The following is a 22561-nucleotide window of genomic DNA, read 5'->3' as shown; positions in this document are numbered from 1 at the left end:
ATCGAATGCAGCCCATCCTCGAGATCCGCAAAGGAACCAAGCTGTTCGGAAAGATCCCGGCTTTCCAGGACGTCGATTTCGCCGTTTCGCCCGGAGAGGTCCACGCAATTCTGGGCGAGAACGGTGCCGGCAAATCGACCCTGACCAAGATCCTCGCCGGGGTCTACAAGCTCAGCTCCGGAGAGATGTTTCTCAATGGCGCGCCGGTGAGTCTTTCGACGCCCGCAGAAGGCCTGAAGAACGGCGTCGTCATGGTCTATCAGGAAACCAATCTGGTGCCGTCGATGACGGTGGCCCAGAACATCTATCTGGGCGAGGAAAAGACCTTCAATCGGCTGCGCGGCCTCTACATCCAGGCCCGCCAGTTCCTGGCCGGCATGGGATTCCAGGTCGATCCGACCGCGCAGGTGTCGCAGCTCGGAGCTGCGCAAAAGCAGATGGTCGAAATTGCGCGCGCCGTTCATCACAACGCGAAGGTGATCATCTTCGATGAGCCGACGGCGACGCTGACGCCGGAAGAAAAGCGGCATTTCTTCAATCTGATCCGCCGTCTCGTGGCCGACAAGGTCGCGATCATCTTCATTTCGCACGCACTCGAAGAGGCGCTGCAACTGGCCGACCGCATCACCATTCTTCGCGATGGGCGGCTTGTTGCGTCGGATGTGAAAGCAGCGTTCACGCGCGATACCATCATTCAGGCGATGGTCGGACGCAACCTGACGGAAACGCTGCATGGTGACCGCGGCCGTCCGCCCCGGCCGTACGGAGAGCGGGTGCTCAGCGTCGAGAACCTGTCCTTGGGCACGATGGTCCGCAACACGTCGTTCTCGATCTTCGCCGGGCAGGTGACCGGCGTGTTCGGACTGGTTGGCGCCGGCCGGACCGAAATGATGAAAGTGGTCGCGGGCGTGCTGAAACGCGACTTCTTCCATGGCGGCGAGATCAAGTACTGCGGAAAATCGGTTAGCTATCGGGTGCCGCGCAAGGCGGTGCGCGACGGCATCGTCTACGTCACGGAAGATCGCAAGTTCGACGGTTTCTTCGAGACGATGACGGTGGCCGAGAACCTCCATTTGGGCGAGCTCTCGCGCCTCTCGAACCCATTGTCCGTCATCTCCATGACGCAGGCGAAGGAGCTGGCGCGGCAATGGGCCCGCCGGCTTCAGCTGCGGTCGAACAACGACAAGGCCAGGGTGATCGAGCTCTCCGGCGGCAACCAGCAGAAGGTCGTCATCGCGAGATCGCTGATCCAGAAGCCGAAGCTCATCATCTTCGATGAGCCGACGCGCGGCGTCGATGTCGGCGCCATTGTCGAGATCCACCAGTTCATCAATGGCCTTGCCGATGAAGGCCTCGCCGTGGTCGTGATCTCATCCTACCTGCCCGAGGTGCTGGCACTCTCGGACCGCATCCTGGTCGCAAAGCGCGGCAAGATCGTCGAAGAGATCAAGGCTACCGAAGCGACCGAGCAGCAGATCATGTACGCCGCCGTCCACTAGCGAATGGACTCCCAGCACGATCGTGCCGCAGGGCACGCGGACCGCCGTCCGGTCCAACCAGAGATGTGAATGATCAGCGAGGTTACCGTGAAGAGAGTGGGAATCATCGGAGTCGGTCTGATGGGCCATGGCATCGCGAAGAACGTTCTCGCGCGGGGCGGCTTTCCTCTGGCCTTTCTCGATCATCCAGGCAACCAGCCCGTCGACGATCTCATCGGCCTTGGCGCCACCGCCTGCAACAGTCCAGGCGGATTGGCTGACCTGTCCGACCTCATCATCCTCTGCGTGACGGGCTCACCCCAGGTCGAAGCGGTTCTCACCGGCGAGACCGGCGTTCTGTCGCGGCTGCGCAAGGGGACCATCATCGTCGATTGCTCGACCGCGCTGCCGGAATCGACGTTGCGGATGGCTGCTGCCGTCCGGGCGGCGGGCGGACGCTTCCTCGATGCGCCAATGACGCGCACGGCAGTGCATGCGGAGAAAGGGACGCTGAACCTGCTGGTCGGCGGCGATGAAGAAGACCTTGAAAATGTCCGCGCGGTTCTTGCATCCTTCACCGAGAGTGTTGAGCGGGTAGGCCCGGTGAGCTTCGGCCATCGGCTCAAGCTGCTGCACAACTATGTCTCGATCGGATTCATGGCGCTGCTCGGCGAGGCCGCCGCGCAGGCTGCTGACGCCGGCGTGGACCCGGCGGTCTTCGTCGATGTGCTCGCCAAGGGCGGCGGCGCCGGCGCCGCGCTGCAGCGCTTGACGCCCGCCATCGTAAACGACGACGTCGCTGCGGTGCCGTTCTTCATCGGCAATGCGCTGAAGGATATCGACTACTACCGGACGATGGCCGGTACATCGGGCGCCTCCAGGACGATCGCCGACGGCGTTGCCGGCGCGCTCGCGGCAGTCGTCGAGCGCGGCCGCGGCCAAGCCTACATTCCCGAGCTCGTGCGCTTGCTGCGGAAGCAGCAGCCGGCTGCATAGAGGCGGTTCGCGGAGGGCGATCGCCGCCACGAGAATATGAATCAAACGAAGGCGAGGCGTTCGCCGGCCGCCTCAGGTGAGACAGGAGCAGACTGATGACAAAGACCGAAATCCGATTCCCCATCGATGGACAAACCCGAAAGATGTTCATCGATGGCGCATGGGTGGACGCCCGTTCAGGGGAGGTGTTCGAGACGCGCAATCCCGCGACCGGGGAAGTGATCGGTCGCGTTCCGCGTGGCGATGCGGCCGATATCGGTCTTGCCGTCACCGCGGCTCGTCGCGCCTTCGACGGGCCGTGGAGCCGCTTCAAGCCGTTCGAGAGGCAGGCGCTGCTGTTGCGGATCGCCGAGCTGTTCGAGAAGCACTGGGAAGAGATCAGCCAGTCCGACACCGCCGACATGGGAATGCCGATCGTCAGGACACGGGCGAACAAGCTCCGCGTGCTCGGTATGCTCAGATACTACGCGGGCATGGCGACGGCGCTCCACGGCCAGACGGTCGATAATTCGCTTCCGGGCGACATCGTCTCGTTCACGCGGAAAGAGCCGGTCGGCGTGGTCGGAGCCATCATCCCGTGGAACGCGCCGACGGCGGCGTCGGTCTGGAAGATCGGACCGGCGCTTGCGACCGGCTGCACGATCGTGCTCAAGCCCTCCGAGGAGGCGCCGCTGACGCCGTTGCTGATCGCGGATTTGATGAACGAGGCAGGCGTGCCTCCCGGTGTCGTCAACGTTGTGACCGGGACCGGACCGGAAGCGGGCGCGCCGCTCGCCGAACATTCCGGTGTCGACAAGATCGTCTTCACCGGCTCCACCGCAACCGGCCAAGCCATCATTCGCGCCTCGGCCGGCAATCTCAAGCGGGTGTCGCTGGAGCTTGGCGGAAAATCACCGGTCATCGTCTGCGCCGACGCGGACCTCGACAAGGCTGTCCCGATTGCCGCGATGGCTGCGTTCGCCAATTCAGGCCAGATCTGCATTGCAGGTTCGCGCTTGTTCGTCGAGCGAGCGGTCCACGACGAACTGGTCGAGCGGCTCGGCAGGTTTGCCGCGGCCCTGAAAATCGGCGACGGCGCCGATCCCTCGACCGAGATCGGACCTCTGGTTTCCGAGCGGCAGCTCGACAAGGTCGAAGGCTTTCTGAGAAGCGGACGCGACGAGGGCGCGCGGGTGGTGACCGGCGGCCGAAGAGTGAGGGAGGGGAATCTCTCGAAGGGTAACTTCGTCGAGCCGACCGTGTTCGCCGGTGTCTCCGACAGCATGCAGATTGCCCGCGACGAAATCTTTGGCCCGGTCATTTCGGCGCTGCCGTTCGACACGCTCGACGAGGCGGTGACGCGAGCCAACGCGACGCCATACGGGCTCGCTGCCGGTGTCTTCACGCGCGACGTGAGCAAGGCCCACGTCATCTCGCGCAGCCTGCGCGCTGGATCGGTCTGGGTGAACACCTATCACGCCATCGATCCCGCGATGCCGTTCGGCGGCTACAAAATGAGTGGATACGGCCGCGAGGGCGGCACCGAACAGCTCGATGAATACCTCAACACGAAGGGGGTCTGGATCAAGCTGGATTGATCCGACATTCGTCCGCGACGTCATCATCACCAGGCACAATTTATCGAGCGAGTATCATGAAGGACACTTACAAGATCGCCGTCGTACATGGGGACGGTATTGGACCTGAAGTCGCTCGTGCGGCAGTCGCGGTGCTGCAAGCCGGGGTCCAGACCGGCACACTCCAGTTTGTGGAGTATCCGGCGGGCGCCACCCACTTCCTTGAAGCGGGGGATTCGTTTCCGGCAACCTCGTTTGAGGGCTGTCGTGCCGCCGACGCCATTCTCCATGGCGCCGCCGGCATTCCCGGCGTGGTTCATCGTGACGGCACCGAAGCCGGACTGGACTTCACGCTGACGCTGCGCTTCAAGCTCGACCTGTTCGCCAATGTGCGGCCGATCAAGCTCTACAAGGGCGTGCCGTCGCCGCTCGGGCGGCCGGGTTCGATCGATTACGTCATCGTGAGGGAGAACAGTGAGGGCCTCTACGCCGCGCGGGGCGCCGGGGCGCTGTTGCGCGAAGAAGTGGCGGTCGATACGCTCGTCCAAACCAGGAAGGGGATCGAGCGCATCGTCCGGTTCGCGTTCGAACTTGCCAGATCGAGGAACGGGTCGCCAAAGGACGGACGGCGCCGGGTGACCTGCTGCGACAAGGCCAACGTGTTGCGCACCTATGCGTTCTTCCGTGCCGTGTTCGACGAGGTGGCCAGGGATTATCCCGATATCGAAGCCGAGCACGTCCTGGTCGACGCGATGACGGTTCACCTCGTCAACAAGCCATCCCATTTCGACGTCATCGTCACCGAGAACATGTTCGGCGACATCATTTCCGATCTCGGCGCCGCGACCGTCGGCGGCATGGGCATGTCGCCATCCGAGGAGGTTGGTGACGGGATTGGTTTCTTCCAGGCTTCGCATGGCTCTGCCCCCGATATCGCCGGAAAAGGACTTGCCAATCCCTATGGAACGATCCTCGCATCGATCCTGATGCTGCGGCGTCTGGATCAGCGCTACCGTGACAACCGGTTGCGGCTTGGTGCCGACAGGATCGAAGCTGCTGTCCGCGCCGGGCTGGAGGACGCCGCGCTGAGGACCCGTGACATCGGCGGACATGCGACGACCGGTCAGGTCGTCGACGCGCTTCTGAAATTGCTCTGAGCGCGAGGGCGTCAGCGCAGCTGGGCGAGACTCGAACGGATCACAATGAAATCAGTTGCTCGGTGTTCGGACGCCGCACCGGGCCGCGCGTGGTGATCAGACCGATTTGGCGTAGCTTGACGTGGTCGGAGATCGGCACCACGCGAAACTGCTGCGCGCCGGCCTGCACCAGAGCGACCCGCGGTACGATTGCGATGCCGAGGCCCGAGGCGGCCAGAGCCAACGCCGTGGTGGCCGCCTGAACTTCGAATTGCACGTCGAGGCGAACCGCGAGCGTCTCCAGCGTCTCATCGATCAGTCCCCGGACGGCAGTCGTCTTCGAGAGCAGGATGACCGGCTTCTCGACGAGATCAGCGAAGCCGATGCTCGATTGCCCCTCGTCGAACGCCGGCGGGACACACGCGAAAAGCGGATCCTCAAGGATCGGCTCGAACTCATAATCCCCCATGTCCGCAACTTGCGGGCCGATGCCGAACTCGACATCCTGGCGTTTCAGCAGTTCAAGCATCGGCGCCGTGGATATCTCCATCAGCTGCACCTGGCTTCGCGGATAGCGGACCTTGAACGTTGCCAGGATATTGGGGAGCCATCCGGACGCAAGCGTTGGAACGCAGGCCATCCGGATGTGGCGGCTGCGGGACTGCGCTGATTCCGTCAGCAAATCGAGCCCGGACTGCACTTCCTGTAACGCTCGCTTCGCCTGCTCGAACAAGATCCGACCCTCAGGCGTGAGCAGCACTTTCTGCGGCGTTCTACGAAAAAGCAGGACGCCGATCTGCTCCTCCAAATCGCGGACCTGCATGCTTACGGCTGATGGGGATCGGTTCGATTCTTCGGCTGCTTTCCGGAAGCTTTCGTGCTCTGCAGCGAGCAAGAAGGTATGCAGAAGCTTGAGATTGATGTTCGACAAGTCTTGGATACCTCGGTCGATGCCTACTTGTTCTGGAATGCAGAGCGACCCCAGCACCGATCGATATATATCTGGCGAAAGAGGCTGCCGTCTTGGAGAAAACAGGACACAGTTGCGGTGCAGCATACTCGGCGATTAGCCAACTTGCGCATGCCGGTGGGAAAAGAAAAGATGACGCCGATGCGACGCTTCGCCGAGCCTTCCGAGGTCGCCTACACGATCCGTTCCTCGCCAGCGACGGCGCAAGCTATGTAGCGGGACCCATTCTTCTCGTCGACGGCGGATACATCTGCTGGTGATGGTGCAGTCAAGCGTGCAGCTTGCACCTTCATGGCGCAGATCGTGAAAATGCAGATCCTCGATCTTCAACTCGGTCTCGCTCATCAGACTTTCCGACCAGACCCAGGTGGTTGAGCGCGAAGCGGGCCAGGCGAACGGCAGCGCGCGGCTTGAGGGGCGCTGGCGATCAAGGCTGCGCTCCATGTCGAGCGGCCAGTCTTCGCCGTCCTTGCGGCGGCGAATGATCTCTGCTGCCACGTAGCGGTTCCTGCGGCGGACCTGGACGCGCCAGTTCCCGGACGGCAGCTGAATGAAGCTGGCCGCGGCCGTGTGTAGTCCCTATTTCGTGTGCGCGACGTGTGCACTGACAGGTCAAAACGGGTACATCCGTGTGCAATTTCGGCTAATTTGGAGTGCACATGGCCATGGTTCATTCTGTTGAAGTCTAAGGTAAATAATTGAAATCGCAAGACTATCGCTTTTCCGTGGCTCCGATGATGGACTGGACTGACCGGCATTGCCGCGTCTTCCATCGCCTGATGTCGCGCAGGGCGCGGCTTTATACGGAGATGTTGACGACTGGCGCCATCATCCATGGCGACCGGGCGCGGCTGCTCGGCTTCGATGCCCGCGAGCATCCGGTGGCGCTGCAACTCGGCGGTTCCGATCCGGCCGATCTCGCCACCGCAGCCCGGATCGGCGAGGAGTTCGGCTACGACGAGATCAACCTCAATGTCGGCTGTCCGTCCGATCGGGTGAAGGACGGCCGCTTCGGCGCCTGCCTGATGGCGGAGCCGGCGCTGGTGGCCGCAGGCGTCGCGGCGATGAAGCGCGCGGTGCAAATTCCGGTCACGGTGAAGTGCCGGATCGGTATCGACGACCAGGATCCGGAGGTCGCGCTCGATACCCTGGCACGCGGCGTCATTGCCGCCGGTGCGGATGTGCTGGTCGTGCACGCCCGCAAGGCCTGGCTGAACGGATTGTCGCCGAAGGAGAACCGCGACATCCCGCCGCTCGACTACGATCGGGTCTATCGCCTCAAGGCGGCGCTGCCGGATGTGCCCATCATCATCAATGGCGGCATCACGAGCCTTGCCGAAGCAAAGCAGCATCTCGCGCATGTCGATGGCGTGATGCTGGGGCGGGCGGCCTATCAGGAGCCGTGGCGGCTGCTGACCGTCGATTCCGAGCTGTTCGGCGAAGCGCCGCCGCACGCGACGATGAAGGATGTGTTCGCGGCGATGCTGCCCTATATCGCGCGGCAACTGGCCGAGGGCACGCGGCTGCATTCGATCACGCGCCATTTCGTCGGCGCCTTCCACGGCGTCCCCGGCGCGCGCGCGTTCCGCAGGCATCTCGCGGAGAACGGCGTTCGGCCGGGCGCCGGGATTGATGTGCTCCGCGATGCGATCGCGCTGGTTGACGATCGCGCACGCGCAGCGGTGGCGGCCTGACGATTCAACCTGGCGTCATCGCGCGAGCGCCTTCCCGTTCCGATCAATCGGAACGGGGCTCTGGACTTTTGTATTGACGCGTTTTCTTCACGCGAACCGCTATCCACTTCGCTCGAAAACGCGCTAGCGCTAGTCGACCACCGTGCGCGGGCGCCGGTGGCGGCTCGGGGTGTTGATGCTGCCGGTGACGTCGGGATAGCCGGTCAGGCTCAGCGTGTCGGAGCGGACGCCCCAGCTCTCGAGCCGGTCGAGGAAGCTCATGCCGAGCAGATTGGTCTTCATCTGCCCGCGCTGCACCACCAGCGCCGGGACCGATTTCTCGACCAGCTTGCCGACCGCGAGACGATCGAGCGTCAGCCGCGCCGCCTTGGTGTGACCGCCGGCGGTCTCGAGGTCGACATTGTAGTCGAGCATGTCGGTCGGCAGCCCGATCGCCTTGGCGGTTTCCCAGGTCAGCACCACCGAGGTCGCGCCGGTGTCGATCACCATCGGCGCACTGACACCGTTGATCTTGGCGCGGAAGGCGAACTCGCCGCCCTGGCTGCGGGCGATCTGCACCGCGGGGGCGGAGGTGGACGTGGACGCCGAGGCGGTGATGCTGCGGCCGAAGATCTGGGTCAGGTTCTCCCTGGCGCGCGCGATCTGGTCGGGATCGCCATAGGCGACGACGGCGCCGGCGGTTGCCATCAGAAGCAGGATCACGAGGAGGATGCGGGTCACCATGCACCTCCGGCCGCGGCGGTGCTCAGGCGCGCGTCGGACGCGGCTCCATGCGCTGGAGCCCGGCCTCGGTCATCCGTGCCGGCAGCGCCGCCATCACCGACCGCCGCTCCGTGCTGTCCATCTTGTGCCAGCGCGCGATCTCCGGAAGCGTGCGGCCACAGCCGAAGCAGAGCTTCGTCCTGGGGTCCATCATGCAGACTGCGATACACGGTGTCTCTGAGCTCATTCTTCAACTGTTGAACCGTTTCGGCCGCCAGTGCAAGCCGGCCGAAGCGGGATGCGCCATCACGCCCCGGCTTTTTGTCGCGAGCATGGTCGTCGCGCGAACGCCTTGCATTTATTGGCAGCCAAGACCGCGTCACGTGTTTCCGCGACATGCTCTACAATCCAGTGCCGGCACTCATGATCGACTTGCGGCGTACGCTTTTCCGGTCGGCGGCCATCGTGGGCTCGGCGGGCTCCGGCTGCATCGGCGGCGATTCTTCCGCCATCGGTGCCAGCGCGCTCATCACCCGCTCCGGCGGCAAGGTCACGATCACCTCGGTGCCGATGCGCAGCTTCGATTTCAGCGTGAAGGTGCCGCCATGCATGTCGATCAGGCTCTTCGCGATCGGCAGGCCAAGGCCCGCACCCTGTTCCGCCGACTTGATCGAGTTGGAGCCCTGGCCGAACGAGGCCAGTACCACCGGGATCTCGTCCTCGGCGATGCCGCTGCCGGTGTCCTTGACGCTCAGATACTGCCCGCCCGACGCGGTCCAGCCGACCTTGAGCCAGATCTCGCCGCCCTGCGGGGTGAACTTGATCGAGTTGGAGAGCAGATTGAGCACGACCTGGCGGATGGCGCGCTCGTCGCCCCAAATCCGGGGCATGCCGTGCTCGAACACCTCGTGGATGGTGATGCCGCGGCTCGAGGCGCGCAGCTTCAAGAGATGATGGCAATCGGCGACGACATGCACCAGCGCCACGGCCTCCTCGTTCAGCTCGTAGCGGCCGGCCTCGATGCGCGACAGGTCAAGGATCTCGTTGATAAGGTTGAGCAGGTGCACGCCGGAATTATGGATGTCGGCGGAGTATTCCTTGTAGACCGGCACCGCATGCGCGCCGAAGATCTCGCTCTTCATCACCTCGGAGAAGCCGAGGATGGCGTTGAGCGGCGTGCGCAGCTCGTGGCTCATCTGGGCCAGGAAGCGCGACTTGGCGACATTGGCGGATTCGGCGCGGTGCCGTGCTTCGTCTGAGATCGCCTTGGCCTGTTCCAGTTCGCCGATCAGCGCATCCTTTTCGGCGCGGGCCTCCAAGGTTGCCAATGTGGTCGAATGCAGGCGGTGCGCCAGCAGGGCGAAATAGCCCTCGGCGGCGAGCGCCAGCAGCGCCAGCACGTAATTGTCGAATGCGCCGTTGAGCACGAGGTCGAGCGCGATCCCGACCGTCACCGGAACGGTCGCCGCGAGCGCTGCGATCGGCAGGCTCGCCGCCAGCATGCTGGAGACCGCGATCACCAGCAGCATCAGGAACATCATCAGCGTGTTGGAGGCGAGATCGCGCCCCGCGGGGTGGATCAGGATCGCGGTCCAGCACAGGCCGTAGAGCAGGTCGAGCAGCACGAAGCGCGTGCGCCATTTGCGGGTCACCGCGACCGAGGTCGGTTCGGCGAGGAAGCGGGCGCAACTGCGGATGATCGCGACGTGGACGCAGAGGATGCCGACGGTCCAGGCGCCGGCCACGATCGGCTTCATCCAGAGGCCGAACAGCACGCCGGTGGCCACCACCAGCAGCATCACGACGTAGGAGGCCGAGATCCGGGTCTGGGCGTATTGGCGGAGCAGCTCGGCGTCGAACGCCGGGCGGGTTCCACTGGTTGACGTTAACCGATCCCGCGCCTCGCGCACCCGCTGCGCGGCGACGCGCCGGCTGTTCACCGGCACCGTCACCTGAGGTCCTGCCGGAAGCGCGACAACTTCAGGCTTTTCTGCGGGATTACTCATAAACAACACAAATCCTGCCAGCGAACCGCGCGGGCCTTTTGCATTGTCTATCTGTGACGCCAAATCATTAAGCGATGACTTAAAGAGCTAAAGAAACTCGTTAACCGGAGGTTAAATTAACTTTTGCGCGGGCGGTGCGCCGTTGCGCAAAGCCGCGCACTTGCACGCGCCGCAGCGCTTGTGAACATCGGGAGATGCCGCCGCAGGGCAGGTGACCCGCCTGCGAGGGTCGCCATGACCGGATGCAAGGAGGCGTTAACGCTGCAGACGCGCCAGCAGGCTCGACGTATCTCGAGATTGACAGTGCACTAAACCGCCCGACTAGAAGTTGAGTGCACTCCAGCAGTGTCAGCGCAATTCAAAGAATGCTCCCGACACGCCGGGCACGCGTCCAAGCACAGCCACTTGGTGTTCTTGCGGACGAACGAAATCTCCGCGCTGAACCGGCGGTCAACGTGGTGGCCTGGAGAACGATGACGGTTCTAACGCTCGTCCCGCATATATGGACTTCGCTGGGAGACGAGTCGCAAGTCTTGATCCGCTGCTATCGTCTTTGGCCCGTACATGTGCGGCACGCTCACCGGATTGCCCCACAAGGTCCAAGCAATAGCGCCACTGGCAAGTATTCCACCGCAGATCGCCAAAAGGTCCTGCCTCATTGCGCGCCTCCATATACGGTCGGCAATCTCGAAGCATAAATCAGGCCACCCCGTCGCGCACGGCAGGTCGAGGGCATATGATGGATCCCTGATTTCGGAACCGCACAGTCTGCTCAAATCCGCAGCCGGTAGCCTAGCAAATCAGCTTGCTGGGACTGCCCGGGACCGAGATCCGGCGCGGGAATATTGTATTGTTGTCCACAGTGGGTATCGCGCAACACCGCGCGGGTTGGAATCGCCGTAAGGTACGTGCGGGCTTTTCCCACTTGAACCCGTTAGCGGTTCAATGCCTTTGTGGCGGCGACGCTGCCCGAGCATTTGCCAGACAATTGTAACGCATTGCGACTTCATTTCCAGAACAATGGCGCGGCTGGCGTGGACCTATTTCGAGCTGAGAAGATCGCCACGGTCCCGGACCGGTCACATCATGACTGCCGCTTTTGTGGAGCTACACTTACCCTTGTCAGAACAATCATGGAATCTGAAAGCGGAATTGTCGTTCATATGTTTGAATGCGGGCGGTGTGGGGACCGTACTTGGACCGACTAAAGGTTAGCAGCAAGCGCAAGACCGAGGTCAATCGCTCACCACAACTGGGACAGCACCGATCCTCATAAACGCACCAGCGTCCTGCCTGGTGTTGAAGTTGCGCAAGCATGTAGCGTTCACCGCTGCGCACAGAGAGCTTCCCCAAACTGCTAGACAGTGCACCGATCGGTCTGAGCGGAACTCGCCAAACCGGCCCGAGCCACCGGTCAACGCACAACGTGACGGCGGCCACATCGCGCAAAAGTTCCCTGCATAACTTCCTCGCACACCATTACCACTCGCTTGCCTGCAGGCGTGGCAACTGCTGGATTTGTATGCTGCGAACTCGTTGCCAAGAAGTCACGCCGCCGAACCGAATGGACAGCTGACGTCATTATCGTGGCGGCGCTCGCGCCCGCAGCTTATTGATGAGGGATAGATGGGGCGGCATTTTTTCTGAGCCCCACGCAATCTGTTTCTAATGCGTTCATTGATCAGAGCTCGAGTTGGCAAGAAACCCATTTCAGATGTCATGGAGCATGTTGCGAAATGAATCTTGACCATCAGTCTATCACCAATCATTCAGGCCATCCGCAGTCAGCGATGTCCGCTGCCGCTCAAGCGGATGGAAACCAAAGCAACAAGACGCGCTTTGGATTCAAGGCGACTGACCTCATCGTCTACCCTGCGCACGGTGTCGGTCAAATCGTTGCGATCGAAGAGCAGACTGTAGCCGGCGCCTGCCTCGAGTTCTTCGTCGTCTATTTCGAGAAGAGCAAGATGACACTACGCGTTCCAACGAGCAGAGCGGCCAAAACCGGAATGCGTCGGTTGTCCGACCCCAGCACCATCCAGCACGCACGACGAATCCTGGGTCAACCACCTCATAAGGCGCGGGGCAACTGGTCCCGGATTGCTGAAGAGTACGAAAGCAAGATCAATTCGGGTGATATCGTTGCAATTGCCGAAGTGATGCGCGATCTCCACAGGCGCGCTGCCAGCCCTGACCAGAGCTACGCCGAACGGCAGCTCTACACGACGGCCGTTGATCGCTTGTCCGAAGAAGTAGCTCTTGTTAGCGGCATCACCGAACAAGAAGCGGCGAAAGAACTTGAAAACGTGATAGCCGCCGAAGTCAGGCGCAGCGCCTAATTGAGGCTTCTCGAACCAGTCGCTATTCGCCTGAAACGAGCCCCAGCGAGAGCGCAAGCCGGGGCCTTTAACCTCAGCAAACGGCCTCAGCGTCCGGCAGGGAGCTGAGGCCGAGGAGCGCCCGTGGGGTAAGGGAAAGATTCTGGACACTCCCAAGGTCACCTAAGACTGCCGCTCGCGTGACGGGCATTTGCATATGTAAATGAGCGCTCTGATTTCTCCCAGGGACGGCCCGCGCCAAAGGAAAAGGGGCCGCCTGACGAGACGGCCCCTTAACCGGAAACATTTTGAAACATCGATCTTAATGAAATAACCGGCAGCGAAATCCTACTTTCATTCGCAATCGCAGCAATTCCGCAGAAATAGCTACCCCAATAGAAGTAGGTCCGGACTTGAGAGCAGACCCAAGGGTGACCGTCGGAGAATTTCGTGGACTGATCCAGTTCCACTTCGGAAGCATGTTCAGCTGATCAACAGAGCGCCGACGCCTACGATGAGCGCTGCGAACGATATCGCCGCCAGCGCTATGAATCTGTACTCGGCGCCATCCGTGCGATGATCGTATCCGCCGTACATCGCCGCACGTTGCGCTCCGGCTGTAGTGCCCGCATTCACAACGAAGCAGTCGGAAGCGAAGAACGGCCCCAGCACGTTGGGGGCCTAAATTGGCCGATGCTGGGGCCGGTCGCCTATCCGGGGCTAGCAAGGATTAGGCATCGACACGCTGATGGCCTTCGCGGGTTCCGACACTAACATGGGTTAAGTCTGGTGCGTTTCCCCCCGCAATTGCGCGGACATGATTGCAAAAATTGCGTCGTGCTATGAACCGGGTCGGCTATCTCACTCAGCACGGGACGCCCGGCCCAGGCTCGCTGCCGGTCATCTCGAAAGAGACGAGCGTCGATTGGCGTTCGGCTGGACAGCGACCAGCAAGGACACCTGGCAGCTGTGCTCAGCTCCCAGAGGGCCCCTCCCTGGCCGCGTCAGGCCTCCGGCGGGACAGGCGAAGGGATACTGGGCGGGCGCGAGCTGTCCCTGAAGGAGCGGGATTCTTAATCAACCGAGAGTTTTGGGCTTGCCGCCGCACATCTTCTCGAACATCCGGCATTGGCAGGAGCGAGCCGGACGGATAGGCTTGGTCTTATTTTAGCGAAACACTTTCAGTTCGTCTCACGGGAGGAGTGCGGTGAGGCTGATTTGGATCTCCGTCGGACTCTTGATTGGATTTGGTTGTTCCTCTATTTCCGCTGCCGCGAAGCCGGTCGTTGAACTTCTAGCAGCCTGCGATCAAGTTGCGGCTCATCCATTTGATAGTACGCGACCGGCGGGAGTCGCTGGCGTCAGTTCTGAAAAGATCGTCGCACAGGTCGCAATCGATGCATGCGAGCGCGCAGCGAAGGTGGCTCCAAACGAGCCCAGGATTGCCCTCCAGCTCGGTCGGGCATATCAGGCCGCAAAGAACTTTGATGCGGCCCGGCGGCAATACGCCAAGGCGTTCGAGGGTGGCAGCGTTCAAGGTGCGGCCAACCTGGCGTCGCTTTATCTGATTGGCGAGGGCGGCATCCCGAAGGATGACGCCGAAGCGCTCCGCCTCTCGAAATTCGCTGCAGATCACGGGAATGCGCAAGGTCAAAACGACCTTGGAGTTCTTTATCTAGGGGGACGCGGCGGGCTGCCCCAAAACGATAGTGAAGCCGCCCGTCTTTTCGGGCTTTCCGCAGATCAGGGCTTCGCGCCGGCGCAATATAATCTCGGCAGATTATATCAAACGGGACGTGGCGGCTTGGCCAAGGATGAGTACGCGGCCGCCCGTCTATACAGAACGGCAGCAGAGCGTGATAACGCCTTCGCGCAAGTCTATCTCGGGATCTTTCATCTCGAGGGACGCGGCGGGGTCACCAAAGATGAACGCGAAGCGGGCCGCCTGTACAAATTGTCGGCCGACCAAGGCAATGCTCTCGGAGAGGCCTACCTCGGGCTTGCCTACGCGCGAGGTCACGCAGGGGTATCGAAAGACGAGCGCGAAGCCGTACGACTTTTCAAGCTTTCGGCCGACCAAGGTAACGCCGTTGGCCAGGTGAACCTCGGATTTGCCTATGAGCGTGGAGCGGGCGGGCTGGCAAGAGACGATCGTGAAGCTGTGCGCCTCTACAAACTGTCAGCTGAACAAGGCAACGATCAGGCGCAAACCAACTTGGGCGCGGCGTATTTGCGCGGCTCCGGTGGGTTAGCTAGGGACGAGGCCGAAGCAGTACGGCTTTATAAGCTCGCAGCAGAACACAGGAATGCGCAGGCGCAGGCGAATCTAGGACTTGCCTATTTGGGTGGAGTCGGAGGACTGCCGAAAGATGTCGTCGAGGCAGTTCGGTTCTTCAAAATGGCTGCAGAGGGTGGCAACGCTCAAGGTCAGGCAAATCTGGCAGCTGCATACGAGCGCGGCGATGGCGGGTTGGCAAAAGATGAGCGCGAAGCCGTCCGCCTGTACAGGCTAGCCGCAGACCACGGAAATCGTTTTGCCCAGGCGGCATTGGCCCGTCTCGGCGTGCTTCGGCCCGCGGCACCTCAGATAGCGACCGAACTATCCGCGGGCGACGTGCGCGTGAGGATGGTTTCAGGCAACGGGACCTTTTACGTGCCCGCTCTCATAAACGACACCTTGAAGTTAAACTTCGTTGTTGACAGTGGAGCCTCCGACGTTTCGATCCCGGCCAATGTTGCTCAAACCTTGATGAGGACCGGCACGATCAACGAAAGCGACTTTACTGGATCGGCGAACCACCGCCTTGCTGATGGTTCGATTGTCTCATCGAGGACATTCATCATCAGATCTTTGAAGGTTGGAGATCGAACGGTGACCAATGTTCCCGCAAGCATCGCACGCGCCAATGCCCCTTTGCTGCTTGGACAGTCTTTTTTGAATCGGTTCAGATCTTGGTCGCAGGACAACGTAAACCACGAACTTGTCCTTCAATAAGGTCTCACACTCAGGGGTGATCTCATCGGCACGTACGACCACTATGGCGAGTCGCCGCCGACGCGTTCCTTGCCGCACCTTCTATGGAGCAATTCTACATCAGAACATCGAGGGGACCGGTGCGGATGGCCCGTATGACTGCCGAGTTTGCTGCCGTTCGACTGAGAAGGAGACAAAAGCGGTGAACGTCTTCAAAAGCGCAATTGAGGGGAACGATTGTCTTCCGTCGTGTTCGTTGAAGATTATGTCCAGCTAGTGTTCGACGGTGACGTCCCCACGATGTTTGTCTGTAATTGCGGTGACAGTGCATTCAAGTGACAGACCACGCCCCGACGTGCATCATACGGCATGGCTCGCCTTGCCCGTGTCGTGATCCCCGGTTGCCCGCACCATCTCACGCAGCGTGGCAATGGCCGCGCGCGGACCTTCTTTGGCGACGGCGACTATGCGCTCTACCGCGACCTGCTCGCCGCCCATTGCGCCGCGGCCGGGGTTGAAGTGTGGGCCTGGTGCCTGATGCCGAACCACGTTCACCTCATCCTGGTACCGTCCGATCCCGACGGGCTGCGCCGCGCGCTGGCGCGCGTGCATCGCATCTACGCCGGAACGATCCAGGCGCGGCGCAAACGCACCGGTCATTTCTGGCAAGGCCGGTTCGGCGGCGTCGCGATGGACGAGCCGCATCTTGCCGCGGCGCTGCGCTACGTGTCACTCAATCCGGTGCGGGCGCGTCTGGTGCAACGCGCCCAGGACTGGCACTGGTCGAGCACGCGCGCGCATCTGCGCGGCAAGGACGACGGCGTCTCGGCGCTGGCGCCGGTGCGCGATCGCTTCCCGGATTTCGCCGATCTCATGGCATGCGAACCGGAGGCGGATCTGTTTGAGAGCCTGCGTGCCGCCGAGAGCATCGGGCGGCCGCTCGGTGACGAGCGTTTCCTCGCCCGCATCGAGCGCAAGACGGGCCGCATTCTCAAACCAGGCAAACGCGGGCCTAAGGCGTCTGTGGAGCAGCACGATTGAGCGCGAAGAATTAAGTGCACCGTCACCGTAATAATGTGATCGAACTCGAACATGCTGCTCAGTCCGAGGCAGGATGATGGTTCCCGCATTTCCTTATGCACGGCAGCAAGGCCGACTTGTTGCTCTATGTGATTGCGGGATTTTCCAATCGGTCCAGACTACTCACATGTCACCAGCTGAAATGATGAAACGTGCCGAAGCCTATGAAGCAATGGCTGGATGGGCTGACCAGTTGAACCGGACCCGCTTCCATGAGGTGGCCGATAACTGGAGGAAGGTTGCTTGCCAGGTCGAGGCTCTTGAACGATCTTCCGTCTACCGGATGATCCGCCGAGCCTCGCATCCACACCCCGAGCCGGTTCTTCGAGCGGAGCGCGCGGCGAAGCAAGGCGTTGGCGCTTGGCAACCATGAAGCTACTAACAGAGTATATTGAGCGCGCTTTGCAATTTGAGCGCCTCGCCGCCGCGGAGAGTGATCCCAGGCTGAAAGCGCAGTTCATTCAGCAGGCAAAGGACTATCGGAAGTTGGCCGCCGATCGGGCCAAGCGCTACGGGCTCCCCCCACCGAGCCCTTCGTCTGAGGCTGAGTAAGCCTTGTTGCATCCTTTCCGGCGTTACAGAACCGTCTCGATCAGACCCAACGTCTTCGCCTCCTGCGCCTCCAAATACCAATTTGACGGCGCCTTCTGCATGACCTCATCGATCGTTACGTTCGAGCCCAGTATAAGATTTTGAAAGCCCTCGTTCTGTATGGCGATCGAGCATTCGATTTCGTTGAGCGTCGCTCTCACAACCGCAATGCATGTTGTTAAAGGGCCATCGATCACCAAGCTCTTCGAAAGCTTGCGTTCATGGATCATCAGTCGCGTGCCGCGCGCGAGGTACCTGTTCGGCCGCGCAAAGAAGCTCATGAACGTAACGCCCGCCGAATAGATCACAGCCTTACCGAGGAACACGAAGCGACGTTGCGGCTCCGTCTCGCTCGCGAACCGCACGTCCTCCCCCATCATTCGGGCGACCTCGGGGTCGCCGCCCAAGGTCGACAGTTCGATCACGACAAGATCTTTATCGGCCGCGTTGTCGAACTGCGTTCGAAAGGCGGTGTACATGTTGTAGTCGACAATGCCCGAGAGGCTAATGGCCGGCGACTTGAAGGCTGTGGCCGGTAGCGTTGCGAGTTGCATCTAACAATCCCTTGGCGGCTTTCGTCCTGGACTACACGCAGATGCCGTAACTGGTTCCCGATCGGCCCACGGACCGGGCGGACGCGGCTCCAAGAATCTGCAATTACTGCTGGCATTTCATCATTGGAGAGGTTCATGCCAGCAGGATCGTGGTCCGCTGAAGAAGAGAACGGAGCTATTGCAATTGATCCGGGAGACCGGGATGACACGGCGCGAGATCGCCCAGAAGCTCGGCCTTACCGAGGCGGCGGTCAGCGCCCGGCTGACTATCATCCGAAGGCGGAGTAACGCGACCTATGACGCTGATAGGTTCGGCTAGTCGTGCCGATTGTTCAGTTTCTCCTCCACTTCTAGCGAAGCCGCGAGGGCTGCTTCGCTCGCAGCCAGGACACGATAACTGTGCTCCATCCGCTCGAGAAAATAGCGAGTGAACGTGTCGTCGGCCGTCTCTTTGGCCCGCCGGTAGTGTTCCGCCCTCACCAGGTAATCGCCCGCGCTCATGACCGGAAAATCCATCAGCGTCCGGAGCGTTCCAGAGCGCCGGGAGGGACGCCGCCCTAGCGGACCGCCCGCTAACCGTCTCTGTCCTATGCGCGATCGGTCGATGCCAGCTCAGGTCGCCTAAAGAAAGCGACCCCAGCATCCGGATCATGCTGGGGTCAATCTGGATCGCTGACAGTAGCAGCCGTCTTTAGTTTAGGGCTGAAAAAATACGAAATGAAAATCACCTGCCCCTCGGGGTTATCATCGCGTAGGCCGGCCGCTGCAAAAATAACCCGTGTGAATCTGCTCCCAGATTTTCTCAATACACGTGGAGGAGCCGGAATTTTGTTCCTTTCGCGGAACCATACTGCCGACCTCGGCAGTATCGTCGTCTTTTGCCCCTGCGGCTGAGGTTAGACCTTCTTGACCGCCTTCTTCACAGACGCCGCAGACTTGCCGGTTTTCCGCGCCTCGTAGCCTCATAGGACCCCATAGTCCTGCGACTACGGTGGCAGTGCATTAACCGCCGACTACCAGCTACAATTTCGGAATAATGGAAGTGTGCCCCTGATTTGCCCGACATGTCAAGCTGCCAAATCGAATGCCGGCGGCCGGCCCGCTCCTTTGCATGGGGTTGTTTTCGAAGTTTTGGTAGCGCGCACCTTCAAGGGGGAATTCTCCATGGCAGACGCCGCCGCAGGGCAGGTGACCCGCGGGCGCGGGTCACCGTGGCCGGATGCGAGGCGTTAACGCTGCAACCGCGCCAGCAAGCTCGACGTATCCCAGCGCTTGCCGCCCATCTTCTCGACCTCGGCGTAGAACTGGTCGACCAGCGCGGTCGCGGGCAGGGTAGCGCCGTTGCGGCGGGCTTCGGCCAGCGCGATCGAGAGGTCCTTGCGCATCCATTCGACGGCGAAGCCGAAATCGTACTTGCCCTCGTTCATGGTCTTGTAGCGGTTCTCCATCTGCCAGGATTGCGCGGCGCCCTTGGAGATGGTCTCGATCACCGCGGTGACGTCGAGGCCGCTCTTCTTGGCGAAGTGGATGCCCTCGGAGAGGCCCTGCACCAGGCCGGCGATGCAGATCTGGTTGACCATTTTTGTCAGTTGGCCCGCGCCTGCCGGTCCGAGCAATTTGCACATCCGCGCGTAGGCGCCGGTAATGATCGGCTCGGCGCCGGCATAGGCGTCCTCGCTGCCGCCGCACATCACCGTCAGCACGCCGTTCTCGGCGCCGGCCTGGCCGCCGGACACCGGCGCGTCGACGAACTTGAAGCCGGCCTTGGCGGCGGCGGCATCGAGCTCGCGGGCGACCTCGGCGGAGGCGGTGGTGTGATCGACGAAGGTCGCGCCCTTCTTCATCCCGGCAAACGCGCCGTCCGGCCCGATCGTGACCGCGCGCAGGTCGTTGTCGTTGCCGACGCAGCACATCACGAAGTCCTGACCTTCGGCGGCACCCTTCGGTGTCGGCGCCGTCTTGCCTCCGAACTTGTCGGCCCATTGCTTCGCCTTCGCCGCGGTCCGGTTGTACACGGTGACCTCATGGCCGCCCTTTTTCACGAGGTGCCCCGCCATCGGGAAGCCCATTACGCCGAGACCGAGAAAAGCGACTTTAGCCATATCTGCTACCTTGTGTCTGAGACCTTGTGGTTTGCCGTGGTGATCGCCCCTTGGGGGCGTGCCGGCAACGGCGCGCCGGGCAGGGCATTCCGTCCATGGAAGGAGCCGCACCATACCTCCTGTGCAGCGGAGGGCAACGGCCTTGGCGGGATGGCAGGACCCGGTTTTGTGCTAGGATTGCCGCACCAAAGAACCTCACAAAAAAGGGAGTGTCTCGCATGGGCATGAGCGTCGGTGTGCTCGATCATTTCAATATCCGGACCCGAAATCTCGCCGCCACGGTGCGGTTCTATGAGGACATTCTGGGCCTGGAAAAGGGTGCGCGGCCGAACTTCGCGTTCCCCGGCGCGTGGATGTACAGCGAAGGCAAGGCGGTGGTGCATCTGGTCGATATTTCGTCGACCGACGAGGCACAAAAGCCGGATTCCGGCGTCGTCCATCATGTCGCCTTTGCCAGCCGGGGTTTTGACGGCATGCGGCAGCGGCTGCAGGCCAAGGGCATGGAGTTCGACTCGCGCCAGGTTCCCGGCGGCGATCTGTGGCAGATCTTCGTCAACGACCCCAACGGGGTGATGATCGAATTGAACTACGAGGCCGCCAAGGAAGGCGGCGCGGCAGCACCGGTCGAGCGGCACGACGACGTCGGAGCGAGGTAGCCTTTTGCGCTGCAACGCTCTATGGGTGCTCCCTTGAATTTTCTGGGAGATGCGCGGTGAGCGTGACGCAGCAACAGGTTCTCGATTGCCTTGCCAAGGTGATGTCGCCGCGCGGCGTCCCCTTGACCAACGCCAATGTGCTGTCGGCGATCACGGTCACCGACGGCAAGGTGTTCTTCTCGATCAATGTCGACGCCGCGGAAGCCCGCGCCTGGGAAAGCGTGCGGGCGCAGGCCGAGAACGCCGTGCGCGCCATACCCGGCGTCAGCGTCGCGATGATCGCGCTGACCGCGGAGCGCAAGGCGGGCGCTGCGGCGTCTCCGCCGCGGCAGGCCGGCGGCGTCCCGCCCGCATCCGCGCACCGGCATCCGCACCCGCCCGGTGCGCAATCGCCGATGGCGCGCCAGGCCGAGATCCCCGGCATCGCCGCCGTCATCGCGGTTGCCTCGGGCAAGGGCGGTGTCGGCAAGTCGACCACCGCGCTCAACCTCGCGCTCGGCCTGCGCGACCTCGGCCTGCGGGTCGGGCTGCTTGATGCCGACATCTACGGCCCGTCGGTGCCGCGGCTGACCGGCATCCGCGAGAAGCCGCAGCTCAACGACGACAAGAAGATGATCCCGCTACAGCGCTTCGGCCTGTCGATCATGTCGATCGGCTTTTTGGTCGAGGAGGACACCGCGATGATCTGGCGCGGGCCGATGGTGATGTCGGCGATCACCCAGATGCTGCGCGACGTCGCCTGGGGCACCCTCGACGTGCTGGTCGTCGACATGCCGCCCGGCACCGGCGACGCCCAGCTAACGCTGGCGCAGAACGTCCCGCTCAAGGGCGCCGTCATCATCTCGACGCCGCAGGACCTCTCGCTGATCGATGCACGGCGGGGGCTGGCGATGTTCAAGAAGGTCAACGTGCCGGTGCTCGGCATCGTCGAGAACATGAGCTATTTCCAGTGCCCGCATTGCGGCACCCGTTCGGACATCTTCGGCCATGGCGGTGCCCGCCACGAGGCCGAGAAGCTCGGGGTGCCGTTCCTCGGCGAGATCCCGCTGCACATCGCGATCCGCACCGCCTCCGATGCCGGCACCCCGGTGGTCGAGAGCGAGCCGGACGGCCCGCACGCGGCGATTTACCGCGCGATCGGCGGCAAGGTCCGCGAGCAGCTGCAAGGCGTGATTGCCGCCGCCTGAGCCCAGGGTGCTGTCCCGGCGAGCCGACCGGCCCGGGATGCCGGCGTCCGGCAGGCCTTTCTTCACAGGGCTGTCGCCCCTGGTGCCTCTGGACGATTGCTGAATCGGTTTCGCCCTGTATGTTTGTGCGACAGAGGCCGAATCGTACCACCCTTGGATTGGTCGAAGGCGGTCACGGGTGAGGCCGAACTTGCAGAAGGGTCGTGGGGCGACCGTCGACATGGCAGCATCACGCGAAGCAAAGAAACCACGCCGCAAGCATCTGACGCGGGAGAAGCGCGAAGAGGCTTCCCGCCTCGCGTTCAACGCCGCGAAGAAATCCGACTCGATCGGCGAGGCCGCCGAGGCGATCGCCAAGATCTATGGCGTCAGCAAGACCACCGCGCAAAGCTGGATCCGGCGCGGGCGACATTTGGCCGACAAGGCCAAGAAGGCGCGGGAGACGACGCGGCGCTGATTGGCCGGGGAGCGGACGAGCCGGATGGCCCGCACGCGGCGATTTACCGCTGATCGCAGGCTTGCGCCGCGCGTGGGCTCAGGGCGTCATCGCCACCGCCCAAG

19 protein-coding genes are annotated in these 22561 nt (G+C 62.2%); 11 read left to right on the top strand and 8 right to left on the bottom strand.

The window, feature by feature from the left end:
- Positions 1-5 precede the first annotated feature (5 nt).
- From ACVINW_RS34905 to ACVINW_RS34890, 4 genes are all read left to right on the top strand, one after another.
- The gene (locus ACVINW_RS34905) at positions 6-1499 is read left to right on the top strand and encodes a sugar ABC transporter ATP-binding protein (RefSeq protein WP_456755474.1); all 1494 of its coding nucleotides are present in this window, start codon (positions 6-8) and stop codon (positions 1497-1499) included.
- 69 nt (positions 1500-1568) lie between these two features.
- Positions 1569-2474, top strand: a complete 906-nt coding sequence (locus ACVINW_RS34900; RefSeq protein ID WP_456755473.1) for an NAD(P)-dependent oxidoreductase — start codon at positions 1569-1571, stop codon at positions 2472-2474.
- 95 nt (positions 2475-2569) lie between these two features.
- Positions 2570-4051, top strand: coding sequence for an aldehyde dehydrogenase family protein (locus ACVINW_RS34895; protein WP_456755472.1), 1482 nt, complete (start codon positions 2570-2572; stop codon positions 4049-4051).
- A gap of 56 nt (positions 4052-4107) precedes the next feature.
- Positions 4108-5187, top strand: coding sequence for an isocitrate/isopropylmalate dehydrogenase family protein (locus ACVINW_RS34890; protein WP_456755471.1), 1080 nt, complete (start codon positions 4108-4110; stop codon positions 5185-5187).
- Between the two features lie 40 nt (positions 5188-5227).
- Here the strand turns inward: ACVINW_RS34890 and ACVINW_RS34885 are convergent, their stop codons facing one another.
- Together ACVINW_RS34885 and ACVINW_RS34880 are read right to left on the bottom strand one after the other, a co-directional pair.
- Positions 5228-6097, bottom strand: a complete 870-nt coding sequence (locus ACVINW_RS34885) for a LysR family transcriptional regulator (protein ID WP_456755470.1) — start codon at positions 6095-6097, stop codon at positions 5228-5230.
- A gap of 135 nt (positions 6098-6232) precedes the next feature.
- The gene (locus ACVINW_RS34880) at positions 6233-6634 is read right to left on the bottom strand and encodes a hypothetical protein (RefSeq protein ID WP_456755469.1); all 402 of its coding nucleotides are present in this window, start codon (positions 6632-6634) and stop codon (positions 6233-6235) included.
- 200 nt (positions 6635-6834) lie between these two features.
- Here ACVINW_RS34880 and dusA point away from each other — a divergent pair, with 200 nt between their 5' ends.
- Positions 6835-7830, top strand: coding sequence for a tRNA dihydrouridine(20/20a) synthase DusA (gene dusA / locus ACVINW_RS34875; RefSeq protein WP_456755468.1), 996 nt, complete (start codon positions 6835-6837; stop codon positions 7828-7830).
- 129 nt (positions 7831-7959) lie between these two features.
- On the opposite strand, the gene ACVINW_RS34870 is transcribed toward dusA, so the two are convergent.
- The 3 genes from ACVINW_RS34870 to ACVINW_RS34860 all read right to left on the bottom strand — a co-directional run bounded on the left by ACVINW_RS34870 (position 7960) and on the right by ACVINW_RS34860 (position 10538).
- A complete protein-coding gene (locus ACVINW_RS34870) occupies positions 7960-8550 on the bottom strand; it encodes a TIGR02281 family clan AA aspartic protease (protein WP_456755467.1) in 591 nt (196 codons plus the stop codon).
- Between the two features lie 25 nt (positions 8551-8575).
- Positions 8576-8779, bottom strand: coding sequence for a DUF1289 domain-containing protein (locus ACVINW_RS34865; protein WP_456755466.1), 204 nt, complete (start codon positions 8777-8779; stop codon positions 8576-8578).
- A 154-nt stretch (positions 8780-8933) separates the two neighbouring features.
- Positions 8934-10538: a sensor histidine kinase gene (locus ACVINW_RS34860; RefSeq protein ID WP_456755465.1), complete on the bottom strand. Its 1605-nt coding sequence runs from the start codon at positions 10536-10538 to the stop codon at positions 8934-8936.
- A gap of 1736 nt (positions 10539-12274) precedes the next feature.
- Between ACVINW_RS34860 and ACVINW_RS34855 the strand changes: the two genes are divergently transcribed.
- The 3 genes from ACVINW_RS34855 to ACVINW_RS34845 all read left to right on the top strand — a co-directional run bounded on the left by ACVINW_RS34855 (position 12275) and on the right by ACVINW_RS34845 (position 16871).
- On the top strand, positions 12275-12877 hold the full coding sequence (locus tag ACVINW_RS34855) for a CarD family transcriptional regulator (RefSeq protein WP_456755464.1): 603 nt from the start codon (positions 12275-12277) through the stop codon (positions 12875-12877).
- A gap of 1186 nt (positions 12878-14063) precedes the next feature.
- A complete protein-coding gene (locus ACVINW_RS34850) occupies positions 14064-15851 on the top strand; it encodes a retroviral-like aspartic protease family protein (protein ID WP_456755463.1) in 1788 nt (595 codons plus the stop codon).
- A gap of 348 nt (positions 15852-16199) precedes the next feature.
- Positions 16200-16871: a transposase gene (locus ACVINW_RS34845; protein WP_456755462.1), complete on the top strand. Its 672-nt coding sequence runs from the start codon at positions 16200-16202 to the stop codon at positions 16869-16871.
- A 614-nt stretch (positions 16872-17485) separates the two neighbouring features.
- On the opposite strand, the gene ACVINW_RS34840 is transcribed toward ACVINW_RS34845, so the two are convergent.
- The 3 genes from ACVINW_RS34840 to ACVINW_RS34830 all read right to left on the bottom strand — a co-directional run bounded on the left by ACVINW_RS34840 (position 17486) and on the right by ACVINW_RS34830 (position 20157).
- Positions 17486-18055: a peptidase S14 gene (locus ACVINW_RS34840; RefSeq protein ID WP_137479178.1), complete on the bottom strand. Its 570-nt coding sequence runs from the start codon at positions 18053-18055 to the stop codon at positions 17486-17488.
- A gap of 315 nt (positions 18056-18370) precedes the next feature.
- Positions 18371-18571 (bottom strand): hypothetical protein, encoded by a 201-nt coding sequence (locus tag ACVINW_RS34835; RefSeq protein ID WP_456755461.1) that lies wholly within the window; start codon positions 18569-18571, stop codon positions 18371-18373.
- Between the two features lie 713 nt (positions 18572-19284).
- Positions 19285-20157 (bottom strand): NAD(P)-dependent oxidoreductase, encoded by an 873-nt coding sequence (locus ACVINW_RS34830; protein WP_456755460.1) that lies wholly within the window; start codon positions 20155-20157, stop codon positions 19285-19287.
- 218 nt (positions 20158-20375) lie between these two features.
- Between ACVINW_RS34830 and ACVINW_RS34825 the strand changes: the two genes are divergently transcribed.
- From ACVINW_RS34825 to ACVINW_RS34815, 3 genes are all read left to right on the top strand, one after another.
- A complete protein-coding gene (locus ACVINW_RS34825; protein ID WP_456755459.1) occupies positions 20376-20813 on the top strand; it encodes a VOC family protein in 438 nt (145 codons plus the stop codon).
- 56 nt (positions 20814-20869) lie between these two features.
- Complete coding sequence (locus ACVINW_RS34820; protein ID WP_456755458.1) at positions 20870-22000, top strand: Mrp/NBP35 family ATP-binding protein; 1131 nt, start codon at positions 20870-20872, stop codon at positions 21998-22000.
- 220 nt (positions 22001-22220) lie between these two features.
- Entirely contained in the window at positions 22221-22457 is a 237-nt protein-coding gene (locus ACVINW_RS34815) for a hypothetical protein (RefSeq protein WP_456755457.1), read from the top strand.
- The last annotated feature ends 104 nt before the right edge of the window (positions 22458-22561 follow it).

This window comes from Bradyrhizobium sp. USDA 4461, assembly GCF_054055655.1.
This window is presented reverse-complemented; position numbering and strand designations above follow the sequence as displayed.

Bases quoted from the DNA above. Each gene is read 5' to 3' on its own strand.
- ACVINW_RS34845 (WP_456755462.1), top strand. From the start codon at position 16,200: ATGGCTCGCCTTGCCCGTGTCGTGATCCCCGGTTGCCCGCACCATCTC.
- ACVINW_RS34895 (WP_456755472.1), top strand. From the start codon at position 2,570: ATGACAAAGACCGAAATCCGATTCCCCATCGATGGACAAACCCGAAAG.
- ACVINW_RS34835 (WP_456755461.1), bottom strand. From the start codon at position 18,571: ATGGATTTTCCGGTCATGAGCGCGGGCGATTACCTGGTGAGGGCGGAA.
- ACVINW_RS34860 (WP_456755465.1), bottom strand. From the start codon at position 10,538: ATGAGTAATCCCGCAGAAAAGCCTGAAGTTGTCGCGCTTCCGGCAGGA.
- ACVINW_RS34865 (WP_456755466.1), bottom strand. From the start codon at position 8,779: ATGAGCTCAGAGACACCGTGTATCGCAGTCTGCATGATGGACCCCAGG.
- ACVINW_RS34905 (WP_456755474.1), top strand. From the start codon at position 6: ATGCAGCCCATCCTCGAGATCCGCAAAGGAACCAAGCTGTTCGGAAAG.
- ACVINW_RS34825 (WP_456755459.1), top strand. From the start codon at position 20,376: ATGGGCATGAGCGTCGGTGTGCTCGATCATTTCAATATCCGGACCCGA.
- ACVINW_RS34890 (WP_456755471.1), top strand. From the start codon at position 4,108: ATGAAGGACACTTACAAGATCGCCGTCGTACATGGGGACGGTATTGGA.
- ACVINW_RS34815 (WP_456755457.1), top strand. From the start codon at position 22,221: ATGGCAGCATCACGCGAAGCAAAGAAACCACGCCGCAAGCATCTGACG.
- ACVINW_RS34830 (WP_456755460.1), bottom strand. From the start codon at position 20,157: ATGGCTAAAGTCGCTTTTCTCGGTCTCGGCGTAATGGGCTTCCCGATG.
- ACVINW_RS34855 (WP_456755464.1), top strand. From the start codon at position 12,275: ATGAATCTTGACCATCAGTCTATCACCAATCATTCAGGCCATCCGCAG.
- ACVINW_RS34900 (WP_456755473.1), top strand. From the start codon at position 1,569: ATGATCAGCGAGGTTACCGTGAAGAGAGTGGGAATCATCGGAGTCGGT.
- ACVINW_RS34840 (WP_137479178.1), bottom strand. From the start codon at position 18,055: ATGCAACTCGCAACGCTACCGGCCACAGCCTTCAAGTCGCCGGCCATT.